The following is a 24845-nucleotide window of genomic DNA, read 5'->3' on the forward strand; positions in this document are numbered from 1 at the left end:
TCTCTTCTTTGCACAAAACATTTCTTAGCGTATTTAAGGAAAACTGCGGCAAACGGATGCGTATCCGTCTGCCACAATCACTTATTTATTCCAGTCTGCTAAAAATTGCTCAATGCCTGCATCCGTTAATGGGTGTTTTGTCAGCTGCTTGATGACTTTCAGCGGCATTGTGCCGATATGAGCACCTCTAAGCGCAGCTTCTGTCACATGCTGCGGGTGACGAATGGATGCAGCAATGATTTGTGTATCTAATCCATGAACATCAAAAATGGTTTTCACTTCACTAATGAGATCAAGACCATTTTGGCCAATGTCATCTAAGCGGCCGAGGAATGGAGAGACATACGTCGCACCAGCTCTAGCTGCAAGAAGTGCCTGGTTTGCACTAAAAATCAACGTGACGTTTGTTTTAATTCCAAGGTCTGTTAACGCTTTGACCGCTTTAAGACCGTCTGTTGTCATTGGGATTTTCACTGTGATATTTGGTGCAATAGCAGCCAGCTCTTTTCCTTCTTCGATCATTTCTTCTGCTTTGAGGGAAATGACTTCCGCACTAACTGAACCTGATACCACGTCAGTGATTTCACGAAGGCGGTCGTGGAACGATACGTCCTTTTCTTTCGCTACTAAACTAGGGTTTGTTGTCACGCCAGCTAAAATGCCAAGCTCGTGTGCCTCTTTGATGTCTGCGATATTCGCTGTGTCTACGAAAAATAACATAACTGTGCCACTCTCCTATCAATAAATTGTCTGAAATGTAAATTTGATTGCGCTTTCTCATGATATGGAGAAAACCGCCTGTGACTCAGGCGGCTTTCGGTTCTCATCAAATTATGCTTGGTTAGAAGAACCAAATTCACGCATTTTGCCGATAACAGTCGCTTTAATTGCGTCACGAGCTGGTCCAAGATATTTACGTGGATCATACTCTTCTGTTTTTGCAGCAAGTGTTTCGCGAACTGCTTTCGCAGAAGCAATTTGGTTTTCAGTGTTTACATTGATTTTTGCTGTACCAAGTGAAATCGCACGCTTGATGTCAGCAGTTGGGATACCTGTTCCGCCGTGAAGAACAAGTGGAAGTCCAGTTGTTTTACCGATTTCTTCCATTTCAGCGAAACCAAGGTTTGGTTCACCTTTGTATGGACCATGAACTGAACCTAGTGCAGGCGCAAGGCAGTCAATACCAGTACGTTCTACAAGCTCTTGGCACTCTTTTGGATCAGCATAAATAACGCCCTCAGCGATGACGTCGTCTTCTTGTCCACCAACAGTTCCAAGCTCAGCTTCTACAGATACACCGTGGAAATGTGCAAGCTCAACCACTTTTGCAGTTGTCGCTACGTTCTCATCAAATGGATGGTGAGAAGCATCAATCATCACAGAAGTAAATCCTGCATGAATCGCTTTTGCACAAGATTCAAAGCTTGAACCGTGATCTAAATGAATCGCAACAGGAACTGTTACATTATATTCTTCGATTAACGCTTTTACCATTGCGACAACTGTTTTGAAGCCGCCCATGTAGCGTCCTGCTCCTTCAGATACTCCTAAGATAACTGGAGATTTCTCTTCTTCAGCAGCTTGTAAAATCGCTTGCGTGAATTCTAAGTTATTTAAGTTAAACTGTCCAACAGCGTAACCTTTTTCCTTTGCGTCTTTCAACATTTCTGTCATTGAAACTAAAGGCATGATGAAAAATCCTCCCTATGTAGCTAATTTGCTTACTAAAAAAAGCTCTCCACCCTAGCATGACCAGAATTTCTCGCCATATGTAAACTTTCAAAGTCAGATCGCTTTCTTCTTCTTATCTAGAATACCAATTATTCGACAAATCGGCAACAGAATGACTTGATTCAATCATTTCCATCTAGCCATTTGTTTCGAGCGGCAAGTATTCTTTGACTGCATCACGGATTTCATCAATATCAAATGGTTTAGCAAAATGCGTTAATGCACCGAGCTCTTTAGACTCTTGAATCATATCTAGTTCGCCATAAGCTGTCATAATGATCACTCGAATGTCTTCATCAATTAATTTCATGCGTTTTAAAATCTCAATGCCATCCATTCCGGGAATCTTCATATCAAGCAGGACGAGGTTTGGTCTATGGTTTTTCACAATATCTAATGCCTGTAGTCCATTAGCGGCTTGAAAGGTTTGATAGCCTTCTTTATGAAACACTTCATTCAGCAATATTCTAATACCGTACTGATCATCGACAATTAAAATTTTCTCATTCATCTGTTACACCCCATTGCTTTCATTTTTCGCCATAAAAAGAGCTGTTGTTAAATAATTCTGTTTGATTTTCACATTTCCTTTAATTATAATAGTTTACTTTACGACATTTTCTGAGCATTTTTCCTAATATTCTCTTTATATTCTATTATAAAATGATCTGACAGAAGGAGGAAATGAGTCTTGTTAAAAATTTTCACTACCCAATTATCAGGTATTTTTTCACGTATTGGAGATAAGCAGGCCGAAGCGATCGAAGACGGTGCACGCCTTCTTGCTCAGGCCGTTGTCAGTGGACATGCCGTGTATTTTCATGGCAAGAATGAACTGGCGGCTGTAGCCTTAGAGGCATCTGAGAGCAAGGAGCCGTTTCCGGGTGCGAAGGTTCTGCCGCTGGATCAAAAGGAGCGCAGCTTACTTCATCCAAGTGACAGGGTGCTTTTATTTTATTCAGATCCAGAAGATCAAGAGATTCAATCCCTTGTCAAAGAGCTGCACGAACAAGGTACACCTATTGTCGGGGTCGGTCCTGCACAAAAGGAGACATCATTTATTGAAGAGCATTGTGATGTCCACATTGATTTTCAGCTCAAAAAACCACTTGTGCCTGCAGAAGATGGAACAAGGTTCGGCTATCCTGCACTGATGACCTGCTTATATGTCTACCATGCTCTATCGTTTACTGTGAAAGAAATCGTTGAGGAATATGAATAAAAAAACTGCCGAGAAGATGATATTCTCGGCAGTTTTTTGTTTTATTTTGATTCAGATGCCTGTAGTGAAGCACCAACGAAATCTCTAAATAACGGCTGTGGTCTTGTCGGTCTTGAAATGAATTCTGGGTGGAACTGAGAAGCAAGGAACCATGGGTGATCCTTCAGTTCAATGATTTCAACAAGGCGTCCGTCTGGGCTTGTACCAGAGAAGACAAAACCTGCTGCTTCCATTTGCTGTCTGAATTCGTTATTAAACTCATAGCGATGACGGTGGCGTTCGTACACGACTTCGTCATTGTATGCAGCAAATGCTTTTGAGTCTTCGTTTAATTTACAAGGGTATAGGCCGAGGCGAAGTGTTCCACCTAAGTCATCAACATCCTTCTGTTCTGGAAGAAGGTCGATGATTGGGAATGCTGTTTCTGGATCAATTTCAGCGGAATGTGCTCCCTCTAAACCTAGTACGTTTCTCGCATATTCGATAGATGCGACTTGCATACCTAAGCAGATTCCGAAGAATGGCACTTTGTTTTCACGCGCAAATTGTGTTGCAATGATTTTCCCTTCTACTCCGCGGTCTCCGAAGCCTCCAGGAACAATAATGCCGTCTACATCTTGAGCGAAATCAGCCATATTTTCTGCTGTGACTTCTTCTGCGTTGATCCATTTGATTTGAACATCCGCATCAAATGCATAGCCCGCATGACGAAGGGATTCAACGACAGAAATGTATGCATCCTGCAGCTCAACATATTTCCCTACAAGACCAATCGTGACTTGTTTTGAAAGGTTTTGCACTTTATCAACAAGCGCCGTCCACTCCGTCATGTCCGCATCTTGACAGTCAAGCTTCATGTGCTCACATACAAGCTTGTCTAATCCTTGTTTTTGTAAATCAAGCGGAATCGAATAAAGGGTATCTGCATCCTGACATTCGATGACTGCTTTCGTATCAATATCACAGAATAGCGCAATTTTGTCCTTCATGTCTTGTGCCAATGGCATTTCAGTTCTGACTACAATGACGTTTGGCTGAATACCAAGACTGCGAAGTTCTTTTACACTATGCTGTGTTGGTTTTGTTTTCAGTTCGCCTGCAGCACGGATGTAAGGAACAAGGGTACAATGAATGTACATCACGTTTTCACGGCCGATGTCACTCTTCATTTGACGAATCGCTTCAAGGAATGGAAGGGATTCGATGTCTCCTACTGTTCCACCGATTTCTGTAATGACCACATCTGCACCCGTTTCTTTCCCGGCACGGTACACACGGTCTTTGATTTCATTTGTAATGTGGGGAATAACCTGTACTGTTCCACCTAAGTAGTCGCCGCGGCGCTCTTTCTTCAAAACAGTAGAGTAGATTTTACCTGTTGTAACGTTGCTGTACTTATTTAAGTTAATGTCAATGAAACGCTCGTAGTGACCTAAGTCAAGGTCTGTTTCAGCACCGTCGTCTGTGACAAATACCTCACCGTGCTGGTATGGACTCATTGTCCCTGGGTCTACGTTGATATATGGATCAAATTTTTGAATGGTGACATCCATCCCTCTATTTTTCAGAAGGCGGCCTAACGATGCAGCCGTGATCCCTTTTCCAAGTGAGGAAACAACTCCTCCTGTTACAAAAATATACTTTGTCATTTCGTATGCTCCTCTCTTTTTTACCCTTGCATGACTAGACATGCACAGCTTCATCCTTTTAGAGTGTATCCCTAAATCTCTTGAAAAATAAGAAAGCTCCCTTTCAAATAAATGAAAGGGAGCGTAAATGAACGTATCTTTACGTACTCTTTTTTAGAGAGCCCAAAATACATACTACATAGTTCGCTCTGGAAAGTCAAGACGGTTTTGTCCTGTTTTCAGGACCGGTTTGTGAGGGTTATTTGTCTTCCTCATCATCGTCTAAATCGTCTTCATCAATTTCCGTTAAGCCGTCATCATCTTCATCATCATCTTCGTCGAAGTCTTCTATCTCTTCATCGATTTCTTCATCATCTAGGTCAAGGTCCTCGTCGTCTTCAACAAGATCAAGATCTTCTTCAAGCTCGTCGATTTCTTCTTCCTCTTCAATATCATCGAAGTCTTCTTCAACGACAGCAGCTTTTGTTTTTTTCTTTTTCGCTTTTGTTTTAACAGCTGGCTGAACTTCTTCTTCGATTTGATCAACTGGATACCAGCTGCGAAGTCCCCATCTCTGATCACCTAACGAAATAAAGCGGCCATCTATATTTAAGTCTGTATAAAATTGAGCAAGTCGATCATCAAGATCAGATTTTTGTATCCCTTGCAAACGGACAATTTCATCTATTAACTCGGAAAACGTAATCGGTGTTTTGCTGTCTCTGAAAATTTCATAAGCAAGTTCAACTAAAGACATTTGTTTGAGCTGTTCCTGTGAGTATTCTTTCAAACTCAAGGTCAGACACTCCCTTTCTATTACATGTATGTATCCATTTATCAGTGAAATAATAAGTATTTATACCTTATTCTTACGACAAACCATACCTCTCATTATAAACAAATTAGGGGAGTTTATGCCACCTTTATTGATGTTAATTTTTGATTTTTTCACAAGAGGAGCCTCTAGCGGTCAATCATTTGTGCCGAATTGACACAATTCATGTGTGAAGCACACGTTTTGCATGCTTTTTTGTCTTCTCTTTTGATGAATACAAAGCCATTTACTCTTCTTAAAAAAGGGGATTTATTCCTTCACAAAATGTTCACTTACGACGAATTGATACAGAAATCTATAATAAATAGACTAATTTTGAGAGGTTGATCGAATTGCCAATGACAAAAAAAGAAGATATACAATTTGGTGTCTTGATGTGTTTTTGTATGTTTTCAGTGATGTTCTTTTATAACCTATTTCTAAATGGACGGCTTGGACATATGACATGGTTAGAAGGTGTACTCACCTATGTGATCGGTTTTGCCATCACGTTGTTGATTGAGATGTGTATTGTTGGGCCTTCAGCAAAAAAAGCAGCCAGCCGTTTTGCCCCAAAAGGCAAGAAAATCTATTTTATTCTCACTCTTTCTATCTTTATCGTGTTTGGTATGGTGTGTCTCATGTCTTTATGCGGATATGTCGTTCAAAGCGTCAGCACAGGATTTCAAACACAATCGATTCTATCTGATTACTTAACGATTTTCGGCCATAATGTCATGTTGGCGTTCCCTTTGCAGATGTTGATTATGGGACCACTTGTCCGTTTTGTTTTTTTCAAATGGGTGAAATTAAAACAGACAGCAGCGGTTTAGTCGAATGGATAGGTTACAGCTGAATATTCTGAATGAGTGAAAAAACCAAAGGTACGGTGAATAAAGTGCCCGCAGACACGAGTACAATGAGTTTTCTGCGGCTGTTTTCTTTTTCTTCCTTCTTTTTTGGAGACTTTGAAAGCTCTGTGGAGACCATAATCCATATGATCATCGTGACGATTCCTAAAATGCCAATCAATGTTGTGTTCATCATGATAACCTCCATTTTGATTCTTTTTCCAATTTTACCATAACGATCAGGTGATATGAGATCACATTGGAGAGGATTTCACATTTGAGACAAAAACAGACCACCTCACATCAGGTGGTCTTTACTTCGTTTCTACATATCTAGCAGTTTCCGTGAGATGACCAGCCGCTGGATTTCTTGTGTACCTTCATAGATTTGAGTGATTTTCGCATCACGCATGTAGCGTTCGACTGGGTAATCCTTTGTATAGCCGTATCCGCCGAAGATTTGTACAGCTTCTGTCGTCACCTTCATGGCTGTATCACCGGCAAAGAGCTTGGACATAGCTGATTCTTTTCCATACGGAAGCCCTTTCGTTTCAAGCCATGCTGCCTGATAGGTGAGCAGTCTTGAGGCCTCAATTGCCGTTGCCATATCCGCTAACTTAAAAGCAATGCCTTGCTGCTGAATGATTGGTTTACCGAATTGTTTGCGCTCCTTTGCATAATTGACTGCTGCATCCAGAGCACCTTGAGCAATACCAACAGCTTGTGCGGCAATACCGTTTCTGCCGCCGTCAAGTGTCATCATCGCTATTTTAAATCCCTCTCCTTCTTGACCAAGCCGGTTCCTTTCGGGTATACGACAGTCTTCAAAGATGATTTCTGTCGTTGGCGATGAGCGTATGCCCAGTTTGCTTTCTTTTTTGCCGATTGAGAAGCCTTGCGTCTCTTTTTCTACAATAAAAGCGGTTGTATTGCGCGATGAAGCATCCTTGTCAGTAACAGCAAACACAATATAATAATCCGCAATGCCTCCATTGGTAATAAAAATCTTTGCCCCGTTCAAAACGTATTCATTCCCTGCTTTTACTGCTGTTGTTTTCATTCCGCCGGCATCTGAGCCCGAGCCGCTCTCGGTCAGTGCGTATGCGCCGATCTTCTGTCCCTCTGCAAGCGGCTTTAAATACGTCTCCTTTTGCTCATCTGTTCCGAATGTATAGATCGGCCATGAGGCGAGTGATGTGTGAGCAGATAGGGTGACGCCTGTTGAGGCGCACACTCGTGAGAGCTCTTCAACCGCTATGACATAGGCCAAATAATCACTACCAATCCCCCCATTTTCTTCTGGCCAAGGGATTCCCGTTAAACCAAGCTCTGCCATTTGACGAAAAATAGCGGGATCATACGATTCTGTTTCATCTCGCTCTGCTGCTGTTGGCTCCACTTCATTTTTCGCAAAATCTCTCACCATTTTTTGTATCATTTCGTGTTCGTCACTTAATTGGAACTGCATCATGAGCCACCTCACTTCATATTAGCTGTTTACAAATAACCAGCCTTTGTATTTCACTTGTTCCTTCATAAATCTCACAAATTTTCGCATCACGAAAGTACCGCTCTGCTCGGTATTGCTTCGTGTAACCGGCTAGACCAAGCAAATGGATGACTTCTGTACTAATATCAACCGCTGTTTTAGATGCAAATAACTTCGCCATCGACGCTTCCTTCGTGACAGGGCGATTGGCCTCTTTATAAGAAGCCGCTTGATAGACAAGAAGTTTTGCCGCTTCCAGCTTGGTGCCCAGATCGCCCAACCGAATGGTCGTTTCAAGGCCAGCTGGATGCTGCTTTAAATACGTGACCGCCTCAGCTAATGCGGCTTCTGCAATACCAAGGCTTTGAGCCGCAATACCAATTCTCCCCGCATTTAAGCTAGACATGGCAATCCGAAAGCCTTCTCCTTCTGCACCGAGCAGCTGTTTTTTTGGAATTCGAACACCGTCAAAATGAAGTGTGACTGTTTTTGATCCATGCAGGCCCATCTTCTTCTCATCTTTTCCGATCGTAAATCCTGGTGTCCCCTTCTCCACAATGAATGCTGATATATTTTTCTTAGCAGAAGCAGGGTCTGTCACCGCAAATACAAGATACACTTCCGCTTCACCGCCGCTTGTGATAAAAATTTTCGTTCCATTTAACACATAGTGATCGTTTGTGCGCTCTGCTTTCAACTGAATACTAGAGGCATCTGATCCTGCCTTCGGTTCAGTTAGACAAAAGGCGCCCAGCTTCTGCCCGGACGCAAGCTTGGGAACGTAGGATTCTTTTTGTTCAGTTGTTCCAAACGCCAAAATCGGCATCGTCACAACGGATGTATGAACGGATACAATGACACCGATGGTTGCACTTACTTTGGATAATTCATGAATCGCCATGATATAGGTTGTGAAATCTGCCCCTAATCCGTGATACTTATCTGGGATCGGAATGCCTAAAAAGCCTTGCCGACCCATTTCAGCTAAAAGCGTTTTCGGGAACACGCCCTGTTCCATCGCTTCTACTTCTGGGAAGACATGCTGGCGTGCAAATTCTGCTACTCGTTTTCTCCAAAGACGTTGTTTTTCTGTCAGCAATACATCCATCTTGACTCCCCCTATGAGTGGTCGTGGTAAGTGTAAAAACCTCTCTTTGTCTTTTTGCCCAGCCAGCCTGCGTTCACATATTTTTTCAAAAGAGGACAAGGTCGATATTTGCTATCTCCAAGACCCTCGTGAAGGGTATTCATAATAAATAAACAAGTATCGAGCCCGATGAGGTCGGCGAGACGAAGCGGGCCCATTGGATGGTTCATTCCAAGCGTCATGATGCCGTCAATTCTTTCTACATCTGCTACGCCTTCATAAAGGGTGTAAATGGCTTCATTAATCATCGGCATTAAAATGCGATTTGACACAAAACCGGGGAAGTCTTCCACTTCAATTGGCGTTTTGTCTAATGTCTTTGCTGTATCAAAAACAACTTGGTACGTGGCATCATCCGTTTGCAGCGCACGGATCACTTCAACAAGTTTCATCACGGGAACTGGATTCATAAAATGCATGCCAATCACTTTCTCTGGCCTGTTCGTCACGGCTGCTAATTCTGTGATCGACAAGGAAGACGTATTTGTCGCAAATATCGTGTCATCAGGTGCAAATTGATCGAGGGTTTCAAAGATTTGTTTTTTGATCTTCATTTGTTCAGATACGGCTTCAATCACTAAATGCGTCTGCTGTACATCCTTTAAATCTGTTGAAACAGCCAGCCGCTGTGTAATATCACGGACTGCCTGATGTGCCAGCTTTCCTTTTTCTGCTCGTTTCGTCAGTTGTTTGGTCATTGAGAAAATGGCTCGATGAATCTGCTCCTCTTCTGTATCATGGAGCAGGACGGTATAACCTGACTGTGCAAATACTTGGGCAATACCCGATCCCATTTGACCAGCTCCAACGACCATGACGGTCTCTTCTATACTCATGACAATGAACGCCTCCCTTTTAATCCACCTTGATCATGATCGCATCACCTTGACCCCCGCCGCTGCAAATCGCCGCAATGCCGATCCCGCCGCCTCTTTGTCTGAGTGCATGGATCATGGTCAATATAATACGTGTTCCGCTTGCTCCAATCGGATGACCAATCGCGACTGCCCCTCCGTTCACATTCATTTTCCGCCGATCCAGTCCAAGCATTTTTTCGCATGCCAATGCCACCGCTGAAAAAGCCTCATTGATTTCAAACAAATCGATATCCTCTACTCGCTTCCCTGTTTTCTTTAACACTTTTTCGATGGCATAGGCTGGTGTTTTCGGAAAATCCTTTGCCTCTACTGCTACTTGCGCATGGCCAAGCACAACTGCCAGAGGTTTTTCACCTTGCTGCATGGCGTATGTGTCTTTCATTAATAGAAGCGCACTTGCACCATCATTGACACCCGGTGCATTGCCAGCGGTGATCGTACCTGTCTGATCGAAAACGGGCATCAGTTTTGACAAACGTTCATATGACGTATCACGCCGCGGGGCTTCATCTTCTGAAATCAGCTGATCTCCTTTTTTATTCTTGACGGTAACGGGGATGATCTCATTTTTAAAAAAGCCGCTTTTTTGCGCCTCAATGGCTCGTTCATGACTTCTTAACGCCCAAAGGTCTTGTTCTTCTCGTGTGACGCCAAGCTCTTTCGCCGCCATGCTTCCATACTCACCCATATGAACACCTGTAAACGAACAGGTTAATCCATCTAAAATCATGGCATCTTGTACTGCACCATCTCCCATTTTGTAACCCCATCGTGCTTTTTTTAGAAGATAAGGAGCATGGGACATGGATTCCATGCCGCCTGCCACGATCACCTTGGCATCTCCCGCTCGAATGATTTGATCGGCTGTCGTGACACTGCGCATTCCTGAAGCACAGACTTTGTTGATGGTTTGCGTCGGAACCGACCAAGGAAGATCTGCATGTCTAGCTGCCTGCCTTGAAGGAATTTGACCTTGTCCTCCTTGAAGGACACTGCCCATGATGACTTCATCCACTTCATGAACATTTGAGGCTCTTTCCAGCGCAGCTTTTATCGTCATCCCCCCTAATTCTGCAGCAGTCAAACGACTTAAAGTTCCACCTAGTTTTCCAAATGGTGTTCTCGCTCCAGATACAATGACCGTCGTGCTCATTTCTTTCCCCTCCTATTTGTTACCGCTTACATAAATGCTAGACAGCACTTAAAACATCGGCATCTATCGACCGATGAACAGAAGATCCATCGGCCTGACACCTTTATGAAGCCTGCGTTCTCGTTTCGCCAAACACTGATTTTTCAAGAAGTTCTGCGACATCAAATGTTCCGACCTGCTCTTCTACTTCCTTCGCTTTCGTCCCATCCCCAAGCATGGTTAAACAATATGGGCATCCTGAGCTGATGATGGATGGCTGTACCTGTAAGGCCTGCTCCGTCCTCGCTGTGTTAATTCGAGTACCTGTCTCTTCTTCCATCCACATTAAACCGCCGCCGGCACCGCAGCACATCCCGGATTCACGATTCCGTTCCATTTCTTTCAGTGTCACACCCGGAATGGATTTTAAAATATCTCTTGGCGGATCATAGACCTCGTTATATCTGCCTAGGTAGCAAGAATCGTGGAAAGTAATGACTTCGTTCACTTCATGAATAGGCGTTAATTTTCCCTCTTTTACTAGCTCTGCCAGTAATTCTGTATGATGGTACACCTCTGCCTCGAGCCCGAAGTCTGGGTATTCATTTTTAAATAAATTGTAAGCATGCGGATCGATCGTGACAATTTTGGTTACGTCATTTTTTTGGAATTCTTCGATGTTCTTTGCAGCAAGCTCTTGGAACAAAAATTCATTCCCAAGTCTTCTCGGTGTATCGCCTGAGTTTTTCTCTTTATTGCCTAGGATGGCAAAAGAAACCCCTGCTTCATTGAGCAGTTTTGCAAAGGCAAGAGCAATCTTTTGGCTTCTATTGTCATATGCACCCATCGATCCAACCCAGAATAAATAGTCAAAGGTCTGATCTGCTTTTTTCAGCTCTTTCACTGTCGGAACATGCACATCTTCTCTTAGTTCACGCCAGTTTTCTCTTTCTTTTCGGTTCAATCCCCATGGGTTCCCTTGGCGCTCGATGCTTGTCATCGCACGCTGTGCATCTGCGTCCATTTTTCCTTCAGTCAGCACTAAGTATCTGCGCATATCAATGATTTTGTCGACGTGTTCGTTCATGACAGGACACTGATCTTCACAGTTTCGGCATGTCGTGCATGCCCAGATTTCTTCTTCTGTAATGACCTCACCAATGAGAGAAGGATGATACATTGCGCTCGCCGCAGATTCTTCCGCTCCGGCTCCTCTTGCCTGTAATGCCAGCTGATTTCCTGTCGTCTGCTTGAAAGCAAGCTGCGGAACCCACGGTGTTTTTGATGTAATGGCAGCCCCTTTATTTGTTAAATGATCTCTTAATCGTAAAATCAAATCCATTGGAGACAGCATTTTCCCCGTCCCAGTCGCTGGACACATATTGGTACAGCGTCCGCATTCCACACAAGCGTAAAGATCGATCAGCTGAGATTGACGGAAATCTTCAATTTTCCCAACGCCGAACGTTTCTTGTGTCTCATCTTCAAAATCAATTTTTTGCAGTTTGCCTGGCGGGTCCAATCTGCTGACAAATACGTTGACCGGGCCAGCGATGAGATGGGCGTGCTTAGACTGCGGGACGTACACTAAGAACGTCAGTAAAATAAGAAGATGCACCCACCATGCGACATAGAAAACAATTGTTGCCGCAAGTGGTGACAGCCAGCCCAGCAAGAAAGCAATGCCGGAAGCAATTGGCTCAGTTGCTGATAGTGAGTGCCCATGCCAAATGATGTTCATTCCGTTTCCCAGTAATACGGTCAGCATCAATCCGCCAATAAACAAAAGGACAAGCCCTGACTTAAAGCCCCTTTTTAAACGGACTAACTTCTCGACATATCTTCTATGGAACGCCCAAACCACCGCCACTAAAATGAGAAGTGTGACTACCTCTTGGAAGAACGTAAAGACACCGTAAAGCGGACCTAATGGTAGCCCGCTGTCTGGAACAAGTCCCTTCATAATAAAATCAAGGGCTCCGAACTGCACTAAAATAAATCCATAGAAAAACAGCACATGAATGATGCCGCTCTTCTTGTCCTTGAGCAGTTTCTTTTGCCCAAACACATTCACCCAAACACGTTCTAAGCGTTTTTTCATGTCTTTCTGAAATTCTTCTTTTTTGCCAAGACGAATATACGCCGCTCGTGTTCGAATGAGATAAATAAACAAATACACAGCGTAAGCGGTCACTGCCGCAAATGCAATCAAGTTAACAATTAAAAGGCTATTCATCTTGCTCCCCCTTTCATTCCCCAAAACCCACTTTGTTCCGTTTCCATGTTGTACCTCTATCATAAATAATGAATGAGTATTCAGTCAATATTTTTTGCCCATTTGGGTACACTATCGTCATATGTAAAAAAGGAGGAACCTTCATGATCGCATGGATCATTCTACTCGTCGTCTTCGTCATTGTTCTACTCGTCAGGCTAGATCTTTATATAGGGAGAAAATATTTTTCTACCCATGCTTTTGAACGGTCTTTTGACCAAACAAGCGGCGATGCAGCCTTTTATCATGATGGCGAACCACTGTTTGATCAGCTTCTTACGGATATACAGCAAGCCTCTTCTTCTATTCATATGATGTTCTTTATTGTAAAGAACGACAAGATTGGGCAAAGGATTCTGCAAGCACTTAAAGCGAAAGCAGAGCAAGGTGTTTCGGTTTTTTTGCTCACTGATCGGTTAGGCTCCTATTCATTTGATCAAACATCCATTCAGATGCTAGAAAAAAGCGGCATTCAATTTTACTTTTTAAATAAACCACGTTTTCCTTTTTTCATTTATCGCTTGAACATGAGAAATCACCGGAAGATCACGGTGATCGATGGGAAGATCGGCTACATTGGCGGGTTTAATATTGGCGATGAATATGTAGGGAAAAACGGTAGGTTTGGCATTTGGAAGGACTATCACCTGCGCATGACAGGACAGGTTGTCGCAGACCTCCAGCATGTGTTTCTGAATGATTTGTACCGCTCATCTGGTATTCAACAGCTGCAATACGAGGTTTTTCCTACACTGGAACCGGGAACATTACAGTGCACTACACGTGCGACGGCAGGTTTTTCTTTAGAGGCCTTATTTCTTCACGATATTCAACAGGCGAAAAAGCAAATCACCATCTGCACGCCCTATTTTATTCCATCTGCTCCTCTTCTAAGCGCCCTTCTTGACGCACGGAAGCGAGGCGTGACTGTCGACATCATCATCCCAATGAAGGCAGATCACCCGCTTGTGAAAGAAGCTGGATTTCATTATTTGAAAGATCTGATTGCTGCTGGATGTCTTGTGTATCGTTTTTATAAAGGGTTTTATCATGCGAAAGCCATTCTCATCGATCATAGCCGTTGTATGATCAGTACGGCGAACTTTGATAAACGAAGTTTGTTTTTCAACGAAGAAGTGGATGTGGCCATTGATGATCCCGCCTTCACCGCACATGTAGAGGAAAAGATTCGTGAACACATGGAAGTGTCAGAACTGATGACTGAAGAAAAATACAAACAACGCCCACTTCTCACGCGTCCAATTGAGTGGATAGGCGCCCTGTTCTCATATTTTTTATAAAGGAGTTGACCTATGCGTTATCGATTTGGTTATGTATCCAACGCCGTCACTTTATGGGAAGCTTCACCTGCCAAGTCGCTGACCTTTGCAAGATACAGTAAGCTCTCAAAGGAAGAGAGGACAGAGGCTCTATTGCGAACGACGAAAGCCAACCTCGTCAATACATTAAGAACGCTTTATTTTGCGATTGCCCATGATATTCCGCTTTACCGTTTTTCAAGCTCGATTGTCCCTCTCGCCACCCATCCTGAGGTGCGGTGGGACTTTGTGACACCCTTTCGCAAAGAATTTCTAGAGATTGGTCAACTCGTAAAGCGGCACGGATTACGAGTGAGCTTTCACCCCAATCAATTTACTTTGTTCACAAGTCCAAAGCCAGCCATTACAGAAAACGCCGTCATTGATATGACCTATCATTATGAAATGCTTGAGGCCATGCAGCTTGAAAAGGAAGGCTATATGAACATTCATGTCGGAGGTGCATATGGCGACAAAGCATCTGCTTTACAGCGTTTTGATGAAAATATAAAGCAGCTTCCTGCACATATCAAGGCGAGAATGACGCTTGAAAATGATGACAAAACCTATACGTCATTAGAAACGCTTGATGTTTGTGAAAAGCATAGCATCCCGTTTGTATTTGATTACCACCATCACATGGCAAACAAAGATGATGATGCGGCGCTTGATGACATTCTGCCAAGAGTGTTTGACACGTGGGCAAACACTGGCATACCGCCTAAAATCCACTTATCCTCACCAAAATCAGAAAAGGCGATACGGAGCCATGCGGATGGTGTGGAGATGTCCTTTGTATTGCCACTTTTTCAAGCTTTAAAGCCGTATGGTCGTGATGTGGATTTTATGATTGAGGCAAAGAAAAAGGATCAGGCTTTGCTCCGTCTTGTTGAGGAGCTGTCAGCGATCAGAGGCAATCGGCGGACGGGCGGAGGCACCATTGAGTGGAAATCGTAGAGAAAGGTTTACCTCTATCACAACGGGGGTAACAAAGCTATTGTGAGAAAGTATTTAACAGGAGGATATGAAGATGTCACAAATCTATTCAATCCGAATTGCTGCGAAAGCATTGAATTTACATAAGCTTATTTCTCTATACGAAAAGTGCCAGCACGCTCAGCATCGTTTATATGTATATTCTAAAAAAACAATGTGCAACATTAAGAACATCGTAGAGCTAGAAACCTTTAGGCTCACTCATTTAGAATCAGACTATTTAATCGTGGTAGAAGGAAAAGAGGCACAAGACCTTCTACAGCCATTTGAAAAAGAACATGCTTCGTAAAGAAGAGCAGTATTAGAACTGCTCTTTTTCTATATCCACGCTTCTGTCAGCCAAACCTCGCGTGACGTTGCATTCATTTTTACTTGTGTACCGATTGGCATCGTGAGCATCGGATGCGTATGGGCACTGTCAAATTCTGCGATGAGCGGCCTCTTTGTATCTCCCAGTACTTCAAGTAAGAGATCGTGCGGCCTTTTGCCCGTTCCTTCATCATCAAACAGCTCATGTTTCCCTAAGAGGATACCAGATACCCGTTCAAACACACCATTTATCTTTAACAGAGAGAAGTTCTTTTCGACGGTGGAGGCGGTTTTCATACAATCTTCAATGAGAAGGATATCGCCTTTTTGGATTTGAGGCATGAATTCACTTCCCCATATGCCATACATGGCATTTAGGTTCCCGCCGATCAGTCTACCTTCTGCCTGCCCTTCAATGACGCACATCCACTCGTTTGGACGTTTTTCTTTGTCTCTTATTTTCTCTTCCCAGTTGATCCGTTCGTCCGTCCAGAAGGGCGGTTTTTTCACCTGATATGGGATGGGCTGCGGATGAATGAGAATATCCTCGAAAGATTGATATGTATGATCGACAAATGGTTCAAACTCTCCAAAAGACGGCACAAGTGCAGGCCCGTAAAAAACAGGCAGACCCGTTTTTTCATAAGCCGCTAAAAGAATCGCCGTCGCATCTGAATAACCAATCATGATTTTCGGATGCTTCATCAGCAGCTCAAAGTCGAGATAAGGAAGCAAACTATTCGAGTTCGTCCCCCCAATCATTGACATGATACAAGACAAATCTTCTCTCGCCATCAGCTCATTCAGCTCAGCTGCTCGTTCTTGAATTGTTCCCGAACGATAGTGATCCTCTTTCCCTGTTAATGATCCTGGTACCACATTGAATCCTTTTTGTTCAAGCCATTCCTTCGCCCGCTCATACCTAAGAGGGAAGGTGGCAGATGCTGGACTTGAGGGAGAATAAATACCTATTTTATCGCCCTTCTGTAAACGCCGAAGCCCCTTCATTCCATCAGATCCTTCCTACACGAGTTTTTACTATCCTAGCAAAAAAAGCCCTTTTTCAAAAGGGCTAAGATTTAATATAAGAGCTTAAACAGCCCAAACAATATGACAGCAAAACTGATGGCGAGCGTCGCAAATATCTTTTTTTTGCTCAGAGAACTACCTATGATGTTCACTCCAGTATTGATGCCAAACAAAATCATTCCCACATAAAAAAAGACTGGATTGAGTCCAGCGGGAATGATTAAGATAAATAAGCCAACGAGCGTCAAATAGTGAATGCTTTTGATCATGACTGTTTTTGCCGTTTCACTCAAGCCATCCTCTCCTTTTGAATCCAATTGCCTTATAGTATATCAACATTCCATTTAAATGGAAAAGAAGATTTTATCCTATCAAAAAGAGCCCAGCTTAATAACTGGACTCATTCAATCACTTCTCTTCAATGACCAAACTGCGCTTCATGCAGTCTGCTATAGACGCCGCCCATTTGAATTAAATCTTGGTGACGGCCTTGTTCTTCAATGCCTTCCTCTGTCACGACGATGATTCGGTCTGCATGTTTAATTGTCGCAAGGCGGTGAGCAATGACGAGTGTCGTCCGGCCGACTGCCAGTTCGCTTAGTGCGTCTTGGATTGCTTTTTCTGTTTCTGTATCAAGTGCTGACGTCGCTTCATCCAAAATAAGAATAGACGGGTTTTTCAAAAACATCCGTGCAATTGACAGGCGTTGCTTTTGACCGCCGGATAGCTTAACGCCGCGTTCACCAATGACCGTATTCAATCCTTCTGGGAACCGCTGAACGAGCTCCTCTAAATGGGCACGTCGCACCGCCTCCCAAATGTCTGCATCACTCGCTTCTAGGTTGCCGTACGCAATATTCTCACGAATGGTGCCTGAGAATAAAAAGACATCCTGCTGCACAATGCCAATCTGCTGTCTTAAAGAGGACAAGGTCATCGATTTTGTGCTCACACCATCAATGGTGATGTCTCCTTCGTCCACATCATAAAAACGAGGCAGCAGACTGCAAATGGTCGATTTCCCCGCTCCTGATGGCCCGACAAACGCAACCGTTTCTCCTTGTTTGATCTTTAAGTTGATATCCTTCAATACATGACTGTGCTCATCGTAGCCAAATGTCACGTTTCGATACTCAATTTCACCTTTCAAGCCGTAAATATCACGTGCTCCTTCTGTATCCTTCACATCTGGCTCTGTTTCAAGCAAATCGACATAGCTTTTAAAACCGGCAATGCCTTTTGGATACATTTCAATCACCGTGTTGATCTTATCAATTGGTCTGAATAACACATTTGTGATCAAGACAAAGGCGATAAATCCGCCTGCCGTTAATTGACCTTGAAGAACAAACCATGTACCTGCCAGAAGGACAAACAGCGTCACAAGCCTTGTGAGAATATAGCTGATTGATCCGTTAACCGACATAATTTTATAGGAAAGAAGTTTCGCTTTTCGAAAGCGGTTGTTATTTTCAGCAAAGCGCTTTTTCTCAAAATGTTCATTTGCAAAGGCTTGAACAAGACGAATACCGCCAATATTGTTCTCAACCCTTGCATGAAAATCTCCAATGTCATTGTTGAGTTGTGTAATTGCCTGTGTCATTTTTTTATTAAAATGAAGGGCTAACCAGATGATGACTGGCATAATCAAGAACGTTAAAATGGCAAGCTGCCAGTTAATCATGAGCATAACGGCAAAAGCGCCAAGAATGGTCATAATCGCAATAAACAAATCCTCAGGTCCGTGATGCGCCACCTCACCAATGTACATGAGGTCATTGGTCATTCGAGACATAAGCTTACCCGTTTTGTTGTTATCAAAGAACTTAAATGAGAGACGCTGAAAATGATCAAATAGTTTTTTTCTCATATCTGTCTCAATATTAATGCCAAGCATGTGCCCCCAATACGACACGATAAATTGCATCACTGAGCTGAGTGCGTAAATGACAAACAGCGCAAGTGCGGTCCAGGCAATGACCGTCCAGTTCCCTGTCGGCAGTAATGTATCAATGAAGTAGTTCACGATCAGCGGGAAACCTAGTTCCATGAGTCCGACGGCCACAGCGCAAAAGAAATCTAAAAAGAACAGACCACGATAGGGCCTGTAATAGGCAAAAAAGCGTTTTAGCATATGTAAAAGAACCTCACTTCCTCTATAATTGATAATCATTTTCAATTATAGAGGAATCATTATAGAATTACTAGATCAGGAAATGATTTCTTCCCCTAGAAACCCTCACAATACACCTGAAAACAATCGCGCAAACGATTCCTTTAAACGTTCCTTTAAGCCCCTTTTATAAAAATGAACTGGCCCCATTTGCTCACATTCTTTCATATCTTCCTCATAATGAGCCATCAATTGCTCGATCGGTTTCTTTGCCGCTGTAAAGACATTGACCTCAAAATTGAGTTGAAAGCTTCTCATATCAACATTGGCCGTTCCGACAGAGGCAAGTTCTCCGTCTGCAATCATGACCTTTTGATGCATGAATCCTTTTTGATAGTGATACACCTTGATGCCCTCTTTCAAAAGCTCAGAAAAATAAGATCGTGTGGCGTATTGCGTGAGAAATCCATCATTAATCTCAGGCACCATCACACGCACATCCACCCCTCTTGTCGCCGCAATTTTTAACGCTGTGCGAATGGATTCATTTGGGACAAAATAAGGCGTCGCAATCCAAACAAATTGCTGTGCATTCGAAATGAGCGCATCGTATAAATCACTCATACTTTCCTTCATATCAGGTCCAGTCGGCACGACCTGTATGACATCTTCTCCTGTCACAGGATGCGGGGTGTGATACTTGGGATCATCAATTAACACTTCATCTGATACATACTCCCAGTCCAGCATAAATATGGAGTGAAGTGTCTGAACGGCTTCACCCTTTAACATCGTATGCGTATCACGCCAAAAGCCGATGTTTTCATCGCGTCCTACATATTCCTTCCCCACATTGAGCCCACCAACAAATCCTGTTTCTCCATCAATAATCACGATTTTTCGGTGATTTCGGAAATTGAATTTTTGATTAAAGAATCCGTATTTTAATGGCAGAAAAGGAGCGACCTTTATCCCCGCCTGCTTCAATCGTTTAATATCTTTTCGTGAGAAGCGAATGCTGCCAGCCGCATCATAGATGAATCGAACCTCTACTCCTTCTTTCACTTTTTCAATCAAGATCTCCATCATCCGGTGACCGAGGAAATCAGATTTGAACATGTAATATTCTATATGGATGAACGTTTTTGCCTTTTTTAATTCTTCAAAAATACGTGGAAAGGTTTCCTCTCCATTCTTTAAAATCTCCATATCACTATTTGTATTTACATGCATACCTGTTGCTTTTTCTGTGTAATGAAAAAAAGCACGCTGATTATCGGTTAAACGCGTCTCATCCGGTTTACTCTCAAGCTCTGATATTCTGCGTAATTTTTCTCGGTTATACATTCTCTTTGATTTAAACAAATGTCCTTTGACATAAAGCTGCCCCGAGAACAAATAAAACATATAGCCGATGATCGGGAAAAAGATCAGTACATACATCCATAACAGCGTGTGCTGTGATGTCCGGTTCTCTAGCATAAGCGAGATAATACTAAATAAAATGATGGCGATATAACTAGCTGCGTAAAGCTGAAAACCCCACGCTGGAACCGGCCACCAAAACACCACATATGCCCCAAATATCATGAAATATAAAAATAGAAATTCCAGTCTCCTCTTTTTCACATTCTCCGCCCTCATTCTGTCTTTTTCTTTTCCATACCCTTTGCACAGCTTGTCTGAAACGCACGGTTTGCTGCTTTCTTTTAGCTTTTACAGACTGGAGCGTTTTGATCCGATATAATGGAAAATATGTGAAGGAAAGGACGAATGACTTATGTGTACACCATCTGCTTTAAAAAAGGGAAGCCACATTCGGGTAATTGCTCCAAGCCGAAGTGCCAGCATTTTATCAGAAGAAGGAATGGCTCAGGCGAAAAAACGTTTAGAGGCATTAGGATTTACTATTTCTTTCGGACAACACGTGTTTGAATGTGATCTGCATTCCTCTTCTTCTATTGAACACCGTCTATCTGATCTACATGAGGCATTCTCAAATGATGAAGTCGATGGCATTTTGACAGCAATCGGCGGCTTTAACTGCAATGAGCTTTTGCCTTATATAGATTATGATTTGATTCGTCAGCACCCAAAAGTTCTTTGCGGCTACAGTGATATTACCGCACTTACAAACGCCATTACCGCCAAATGTGACATGGTGACGTACTCAGGTCCTCATTTCTCCAGTTTTCAAATGGAACAGGGACAAGAAGAGCAGACAGCCATGTTTCAAGCGTGCGTGATGAGTAGCGAGCCATTTGATGTCACCCCTTCTACAAAGTGGAGTGATGATGCGTGGTATCTTGATCAAGCAAATAGGCAGTTTCATCCGACAACATGGGGGATTTATCAGGAAGGAACAGCTGAAGGCACCTTGTATGGCGGAAATCTTTGTACACTGAACTTATTGCAAGGGACACCCTTTATGCCTCACCTCAAGGATGCCATCTTATTTGTGGAGGATGATGACTTGGTCTTTCCTGAAATGTTCGCCAGAGACCTTGCCTCGCTCTTGCAACATGCCGAATCTATTAAAGGGTTAATCATCGGACGTTTTCAAAAGAAATCCAAGATGACAGAGGAACATTTGAGGTTCATTCTAGATAAACATCCAATGCTCAAACACATCCCGGTGATTTATGATGTAGACATAGGACATACACAGCCGGTCTTCACCTTGCCGATTGGCGGGAGTGCCGAGCTATCCTGCCAGGACGGAAAAATCCAATGGCGTGTTCATGCATAAATAAAACCTAAAAAGCACCCTCATATGTGGGTGCTTTTTCTATGCCAACGATTCTTTTTTAAAATTTTTTTAGAAAAAGTGATCCAACCCTTCATCCCCTTCGTTAAGTAGATGTAAAAAGAAAAGAGAGGAGGCAAAAACATGTTCTCTGATGTACTTAGCCAATTATTTGATTCTATCTCTAACATTATCAATACACTTGGATAATCCCATTAACGCACACATACTACATGCTTTCTGAAGGGAGGATACAAACTATGTTCTCTGATGTACTTAGCCAATTATTTGATTCTATTTCTAACATCATTAACACACTTGGGTAATTCCTATGACACGCACATACTACATGCTTTCTGAAAGGAGGATACGCTCATGTTCTCTGATGTACTTAGTCAATTATTCGATTCTATTTCTAACATTATTAATACGCTTGGTTAATGTTCAAAACCCGCTATCTCTCGAGAATAGCGGGTTTTTTATATAAAGAAGCCCCGCTCATAAAATAGAGCGGGGCTTTTTGCATTACATTTTTTCCGGTGCAGATACGCCAATGAGTTTTAATGCATTCGCAAGCGTGATTTGTGTTGCTTTCATGAGCGATAGGCGTGCTGTTGTTTTTGTTTCATTTTCAACATCAATGACCTTTTCGGCGTTGTAGAAGCTGTGAAGGGCTGATGCTAGATCATAGATATAGTTTGTGACGCGGTGCGGAATACGTTTTTCTGCTGCTTCTGCTACAACTTCTGGGAAGCTGCCGATGATTTTCAGAAGATCGTATTCTTTATCGGACTGAATGTGAGAGAAATCAGCTTTTTCAAGGTTTGGCTCGTAGCCTTTTTCTTCCCCTTGACGGAGCATGCTGCAAATTCTCGCATGTGCATATTGCGCATAGTACACAGGGTTTTCGTTAGACGTAGAAATCGCTAAGTCTAGGTCAAAGTCCATATGTGTCGCCGCACTTCTCATCGCAAAGAAATAACGAGTAGCATCTAAGCCTACTTCTTCAATCAAGTCACGCATTGTGACGGCTTTACCTGTACGTTTACTCATTTTCATCTTTTCACCGTTTTTGTAAAGGTGAACGAGCTGAATGATTTCGACTTCCAGTTTGTCCGCTGGATATCCGAGTGCTTGGATCGCCGCTTTCATTCGAGGAATGTAGCCGTGATGGTCCGCTCCCCAAATGTTGATGAGCTGGTCAAAACCTCTGTCCAATTTGTCCTTGTGATATGCGATATCTGGAAGCAAGTACGTGAAGCTGCCGTCTTTTTTAATCAGGACACGGTCCTTGTCATCACCAAAATCAGTTGAACGTAACCATGTTGCGCCATCCTCTTCAAAGACATAGCCTTTAGCGCGAAGTGTTTCTAGCGCTGGTTCGATTTTTCCGTTTTCATATAAAGACGTTTCAGAATACCACACATCAAATGGAACACGGAAATTCTCTAGGTCGACACGTAGTTTTTCTAGTTCATATTTTAAACCGTACTCACGGAAGAATTTCATACGCTCTTCTTCTGATTCATGCACGAAACGGTCACCAAATTCATCCGCAAGTTTCTGCCCGATGCCTTTGATGTCTTCTCCTCTGTACCCGTCCTCTGGCATTTCTTTTTCAAGACCGAGCGCCTCAAAGTAACGTACTTCTACAGATAGAGCAAGGTTATTGATCTGATTGCCTGCATCGTTGATATAGTATTCACGGCTCACTTCGAAGCCTGCTTTATCAAGGATGTTGCAAAGAGAATCTCCTACAGCTGCGCCGCGGGCATGTCCAAGGTGTAAATCCCCTGTTGGGTTTGCTGATACGAACTCAACTTGAACCTTTTGGCCTTTGCCTGTATTTGTTTCTCCATATGCCTCTTTTGCTTCAAGGACTGCCGGAATCAGTTTCGTTAAGTATTGATTGTTCATATAAAAGTTGATGAATCCTGGACCTGCAATATCCAGTTTTTCAATTGAAGCTTTGCCTTTGTCAAAAGCATTCACAATGTCCTCGGCGATTTGACGAGGTGCTTTTTTCGCAATGCGTGCAAGCTGCATCGCCATATTGGTGGAATAATCACCGTGAGTTTTGTCTTTTGGCACTTCCAAAAGAACATCCGGCACCTGGCTTTCATCAGCAAGTCCTGCTTTGACGACTGCCGCAATGATTTCTTCTTTTAACGCATCTTTGACCTGTTCTGCGATATTCATGAACGTAAATCCTCCTTATATGAAATCGATAATGTATGTAAATGCTTTTGATCTTCACCTGTCAGCATATCGTACGTAATGTGCAGAAGCCCATTGTCTACATCAAGATCAATGCCATGTGTATGCACATCGAGCTGAAGTGTGCCAAATGGCATCGTGTAATGTGTCACGGTCGTTTCTCCAATGAGAAAGCGCTGCTTCATTTGAATCGCACCTGATCTCATGACAAAAATTTCTTTTTCACTTATTTTGACAACAGTTTTTACTTGACCCATTTCATGTTCTTCATGGTAAGTGAGATACGTTTTGTCATTCTTCTCTTGATACGTTCCAGTTGTTCGGAATTCGATCGTTTCAGCCGGTTCCGTCTCTGGTTTCATCACTGACTTTACATGAATTGAAATTTGGTTTTGTGTCATTTTGCACTTCCTTTGCTAAGACCCGTTTAACTAAAATAGTATACCATAATCCCGATTGCCTATCATCCCATCATTTCTCATCTTCACGGTGATTAAACTTTTTCTAACATAAAAAAAGAGCAGATAAACTGCTCTTTAGAAAAATAGGAAGATAAAACTGACTAACACAACAAGTACTGCCTTTAACCCCAAATCTTTTCTTTTAATTAAATAAAAAAGAGCTTGTATTCCCGAACTCGCCAAAAACACTTGAAAAAAATCAAATGGAACGATTTGTCCCTTTTTAAATACCACCTGCATAAATAAAGCAATGGCCGTAAGATAGAAAAAACCTCGATCCTGAAATAAACCAACTAACTCCTCCTTTGCTTCCTTTTTAGAAGCAAAAACTGGTGGATCAGTTGCCAACTCTTTTTTCAGTGTAATAAAGCCTGCCGCTAAAACACATAAAGCGAGTAACACCATGAATATAGAAGATAACATTTTATTCCTCCATTTACTTATAATATAATTTATGTTAAATATTATATATGGAATCTACTAATTTA

At 42.6% G+C, this 24845-nt stretch carries 24 protein-coding genes; 6 read left to right on the top strand and 18 right to left on the bottom strand.

What is annotated here, in order from left to right:
- Positions 1-81: 81 nt before the first annotated feature.
- The 3 genes from fsa to V7L95_RS05460 form a co-directional block, all read right to left on the bottom strand.
- Entirely contained in the window at positions 82-720 is a 639-nt protein-coding gene (fsa, locus tag V7L95_RS05450) for a fructose-6-phosphate aldolase (RefSeq protein WP_003215343.1), read from the bottom strand.
- Positions 721-831: 111 nt separating this feature from the next.
- Positions 832-1689 carry a class II fructose-bisphosphate aldolase gene (locus tag V7L95_RS05455; RefSeq protein WP_007497678.1) on the bottom strand — a complete coding sequence of 286 codons (858 nt, stop codon included), beginning with the start codon at positions 1687-1689 and terminating at the stop codon, positions 832-834.
- A gap of 178 nt (positions 1690-1867) precedes the next feature.
- Positions 1868-2242 (bottom strand): response regulator, encoded by a 375-nt coding sequence (locus tag V7L95_RS05460; protein WP_003214681.1) that lies wholly within the window; start codon positions 2240-2242, stop codon positions 1868-1870.
- Positions 2243-2422: 180 nt separating this feature from the next.
- On the opposite strand from V7L95_RS05460, the gene V7L95_RS05465 reads away from it, so the two are divergent.
- On the top strand, positions 2423-2953 hold the full coding sequence (locus V7L95_RS05465; protein ID WP_008343445.1) for a DUF2529 domain-containing protein: 531 nt from the start codon (positions 2423-2425) through the stop codon (positions 2951-2953).
- Positions 2954-2994: 41 nt separating this feature from the next.
- On the opposite strand, the gene pyrG is transcribed toward V7L95_RS05465, so the two are convergent.
- Both pyrG and rpoE read right to left on the bottom strand, forming a co-directional pair.
- On the bottom strand, positions 2995-4602 hold the full coding sequence (pyrG, locus tag V7L95_RS05470; protein ID WP_216942913.1) for a CTP synthase (glutamine hydrolyzing): 1608 nt from the start codon (positions 4600-4602) through the stop codon (positions 2995-2997).
- 238 nt (positions 4603-4840) lie between these two features.
- Entirely contained in the window at positions 4841-5377 is a 537-nt protein-coding gene (rpoE, locus tag V7L95_RS05475) for a DNA-directed RNA polymerase subunit delta (RefSeq protein WP_017368217.1), read from the bottom strand.
- Between the two features lie 377 nt (positions 5378-5754).
- On the opposite strand from rpoE, the gene V7L95_RS05480 reads away from it, so the two are divergent.
- On the top strand, positions 5755-6228 hold the full coding sequence (locus V7L95_RS05480) for a DUF2798 domain-containing protein (protein WP_340968993.1): 474 nt from the start codon (positions 5755-5757) through the stop codon (positions 6226-6228).
- A gap of 13 nt (positions 6229-6241) precedes the next feature.
- On the opposite strand, the gene V7L95_RS05485 is transcribed toward V7L95_RS05480, so the two are convergent.
- The 6 genes from V7L95_RS05485 to V7L95_RS05510 all read right to left on the bottom strand — a co-directional run bounded on the left by V7L95_RS05485 (position 6242) and on the right by V7L95_RS05510 (position 13128).
- On the bottom strand, positions 6242-6439 hold the full coding sequence (locus V7L95_RS05485) for a hypothetical protein (RefSeq protein WP_041091402.1): 198 nt from the start codon (positions 6437-6439) through the stop codon (positions 6242-6244).
- A gap of 132 nt (positions 6440-6571) precedes the next feature.
- Complete coding sequence (locus V7L95_RS05490) at positions 6572-7714, bottom strand: acyl-CoA dehydrogenase (protein ID WP_008343464.1); 1143 nt, start codon at positions 7712-7714, stop codon at positions 6572-6574.
- Between the two features lie 16 nt (positions 7715-7730).
- Positions 7731-8843, bottom strand: coding sequence for an acyl-CoA dehydrogenase family protein (locus V7L95_RS05495; protein WP_340968375.1), 1113 nt, complete (start codon positions 8841-8843; stop codon positions 7731-7733).
- 11 nt (positions 8844-8854) lie between these two features.
- Positions 8855-9718 carry a 3-hydroxybutyryl-CoA dehydrogenase gene (locus tag V7L95_RS05500; protein WP_206115823.1) on the bottom strand — a complete coding sequence of 288 codons (864 nt, stop codon included), beginning with the start codon at positions 9716-9718 and terminating at the stop codon, positions 8855-8857.
- 19 nt (positions 9719-9737) lie between these two features.
- A complete protein-coding gene (locus tag V7L95_RS05505) occupies positions 9738-10913 on the bottom strand; it encodes an acetyl-CoA C-acetyltransferase (RefSeq protein WP_206115825.1) in 1176 nt (391 codons plus the stop codon).
- Positions 10914-11016: 103 nt separating this feature from the next.
- Positions 11017-13128 carry a heterodisulfide reductase-related iron-sulfur binding cluster gene (locus tag V7L95_RS05510; RefSeq protein ID WP_017360061.1) on the bottom strand — a complete coding sequence of 704 codons (2112 nt, stop codon included), beginning with the start codon at positions 13126-13128 and terminating at the stop codon, positions 11017-11019.
- A gap of 143 nt (positions 13129-13271) precedes the next feature.
- Here V7L95_RS05510 and cls (V7L95_RS05515) point away from each other — a divergent pair, with 143 nt between their 5' ends.
- The 3 genes from cls (V7L95_RS05515) to V7L95_RS05525 all read left to right on the top strand — a co-directional run bounded on the left by cls (V7L95_RS05515) (position 13272) and on the right by V7L95_RS05525 (position 15771).
- A complete protein-coding gene (cls, locus tag V7L95_RS05515; RefSeq protein WP_046526733.1) occupies positions 13272-14468 on the top strand; it encodes a cardiolipin synthase in 1197 nt (398 codons plus the stop codon).
- A gap of 12 nt (positions 14469-14480) precedes the next feature.
- Positions 14481-15443: a UV DNA damage repair endonuclease UvsE gene (uvsE, locus tag V7L95_RS05520; protein WP_129547945.1), complete on the top strand. Its 963-nt coding sequence runs from the start codon at positions 14481-14483 to the stop codon at positions 15441-15443.
- A gap of 73 nt (positions 15444-15516) precedes the next feature.
- On the top strand, positions 15517-15771 hold the full coding sequence (locus V7L95_RS05525) for a hypothetical protein (protein ID WP_017360064.1): 255 nt from the start codon (positions 15517-15519) through the stop codon (positions 15769-15771).
- Between the two features lie 29 nt (positions 15772-15800).
- Here V7L95_RS05525 and V7L95_RS05530 read toward each other — a convergent pair whose 3' ends face one another.
- The 4 genes from V7L95_RS05530 to cls (V7L95_RS05545) all read right to left on the bottom strand — a co-directional run bounded on the left by V7L95_RS05530 (position 15801) and on the right by cls (V7L95_RS05545) (position 20562).
- Entirely contained in the window at positions 15801-16799 is a 999-nt protein-coding gene (locus tag V7L95_RS05530) for a S66 peptidase family protein (RefSeq protein ID WP_017368227.1), read from the bottom strand.
- Positions 16800-16870: 71 nt separating this feature from the next.
- Positions 16871-17113 carry a hypothetical protein gene (locus V7L95_RS05535; RefSeq protein ID WP_017368228.1) on the bottom strand — a complete coding sequence of 81 codons (243 nt, stop codon included), beginning with the start codon at positions 17111-17113 and terminating at the stop codon, positions 16871-16873.
- A gap of 125 nt (positions 17114-17238) precedes the next feature.
- The gene (locus V7L95_RS05540; protein ID WP_041091393.1) at positions 17239-18954 is read right to left on the bottom strand and encodes an ABC transporter ATP-binding protein; all 1716 of its coding nucleotides are present in this window, start codon (positions 18952-18954) and stop codon (positions 17239-17241) included.
- A 105-nt stretch (positions 18955-19059) separates the two neighbouring features.
- Positions 19060-20562 carry a cardiolipin synthase gene (gene cls, locus V7L95_RS05545; RefSeq protein WP_025208143.1) on the bottom strand — a complete coding sequence of 501 codons (1503 nt, stop codon included), beginning with the start codon at positions 20560-20562 and terminating at the stop codon, positions 19060-19062.
- A 151-nt stretch (positions 20563-20713) separates the two neighbouring features.
- Between cls (V7L95_RS05545) and V7L95_RS05550 the strand changes: the two genes are divergently transcribed.
- A complete protein-coding gene (locus V7L95_RS05550) occupies positions 20714-21682 on the top strand; it encodes a S66 peptidase family protein (RefSeq protein WP_340968384.1) in 969 nt (322 codons plus the stop codon).
- Positions 21683-22204: 522 nt separating this feature from the next.
- On the opposite strand, the gene argS is transcribed toward V7L95_RS05550, so the two are convergent.
- From argS to V7L95_RS05565, 3 genes are all read right to left on the bottom strand, one after another.
- Positions 22205-23878 carry an arginine--tRNA ligase gene (gene argS, locus V7L95_RS05555; RefSeq protein ID WP_340968385.1) on the bottom strand — a complete coding sequence of 558 codons (1674 nt, stop codon included), beginning with the start codon at positions 23876-23878 and terminating at the stop codon, positions 22205-22207.
- Positions 23875-24297 (bottom strand): DUF1934 family protein, encoded by a 423-nt coding sequence (locus V7L95_RS05560; RefSeq protein ID WP_007497707.1) that lies wholly within the window; start codon positions 24295-24297, stop codon positions 23875-23877. The genes argS and V7L95_RS05560 overlap by 4 nt, the downstream gene beginning before the upstream one ends.
- A 135-nt stretch (positions 24298-24432) precedes the next feature.
- Complete coding sequence (locus tag V7L95_RS05565) at positions 24433-24780, bottom strand: hypothetical protein (RefSeq protein ID WP_048001122.1); 348 nt, start codon at positions 24778-24780, stop codon at positions 24433-24435.
- Positions 24781-24845 lie beyond the last annotated feature (65 nt).

The sequence above is a fragment of the Bacillus sp. PPSBB_11 genome, assembly GCF_038023285.1.
GTDB classification, from domain to species: domain Bacteria; phylum Bacillota; class Bacilli; order Bacillales; family Bacillaceae; genus Bacillus; species Bacillus altitudinis.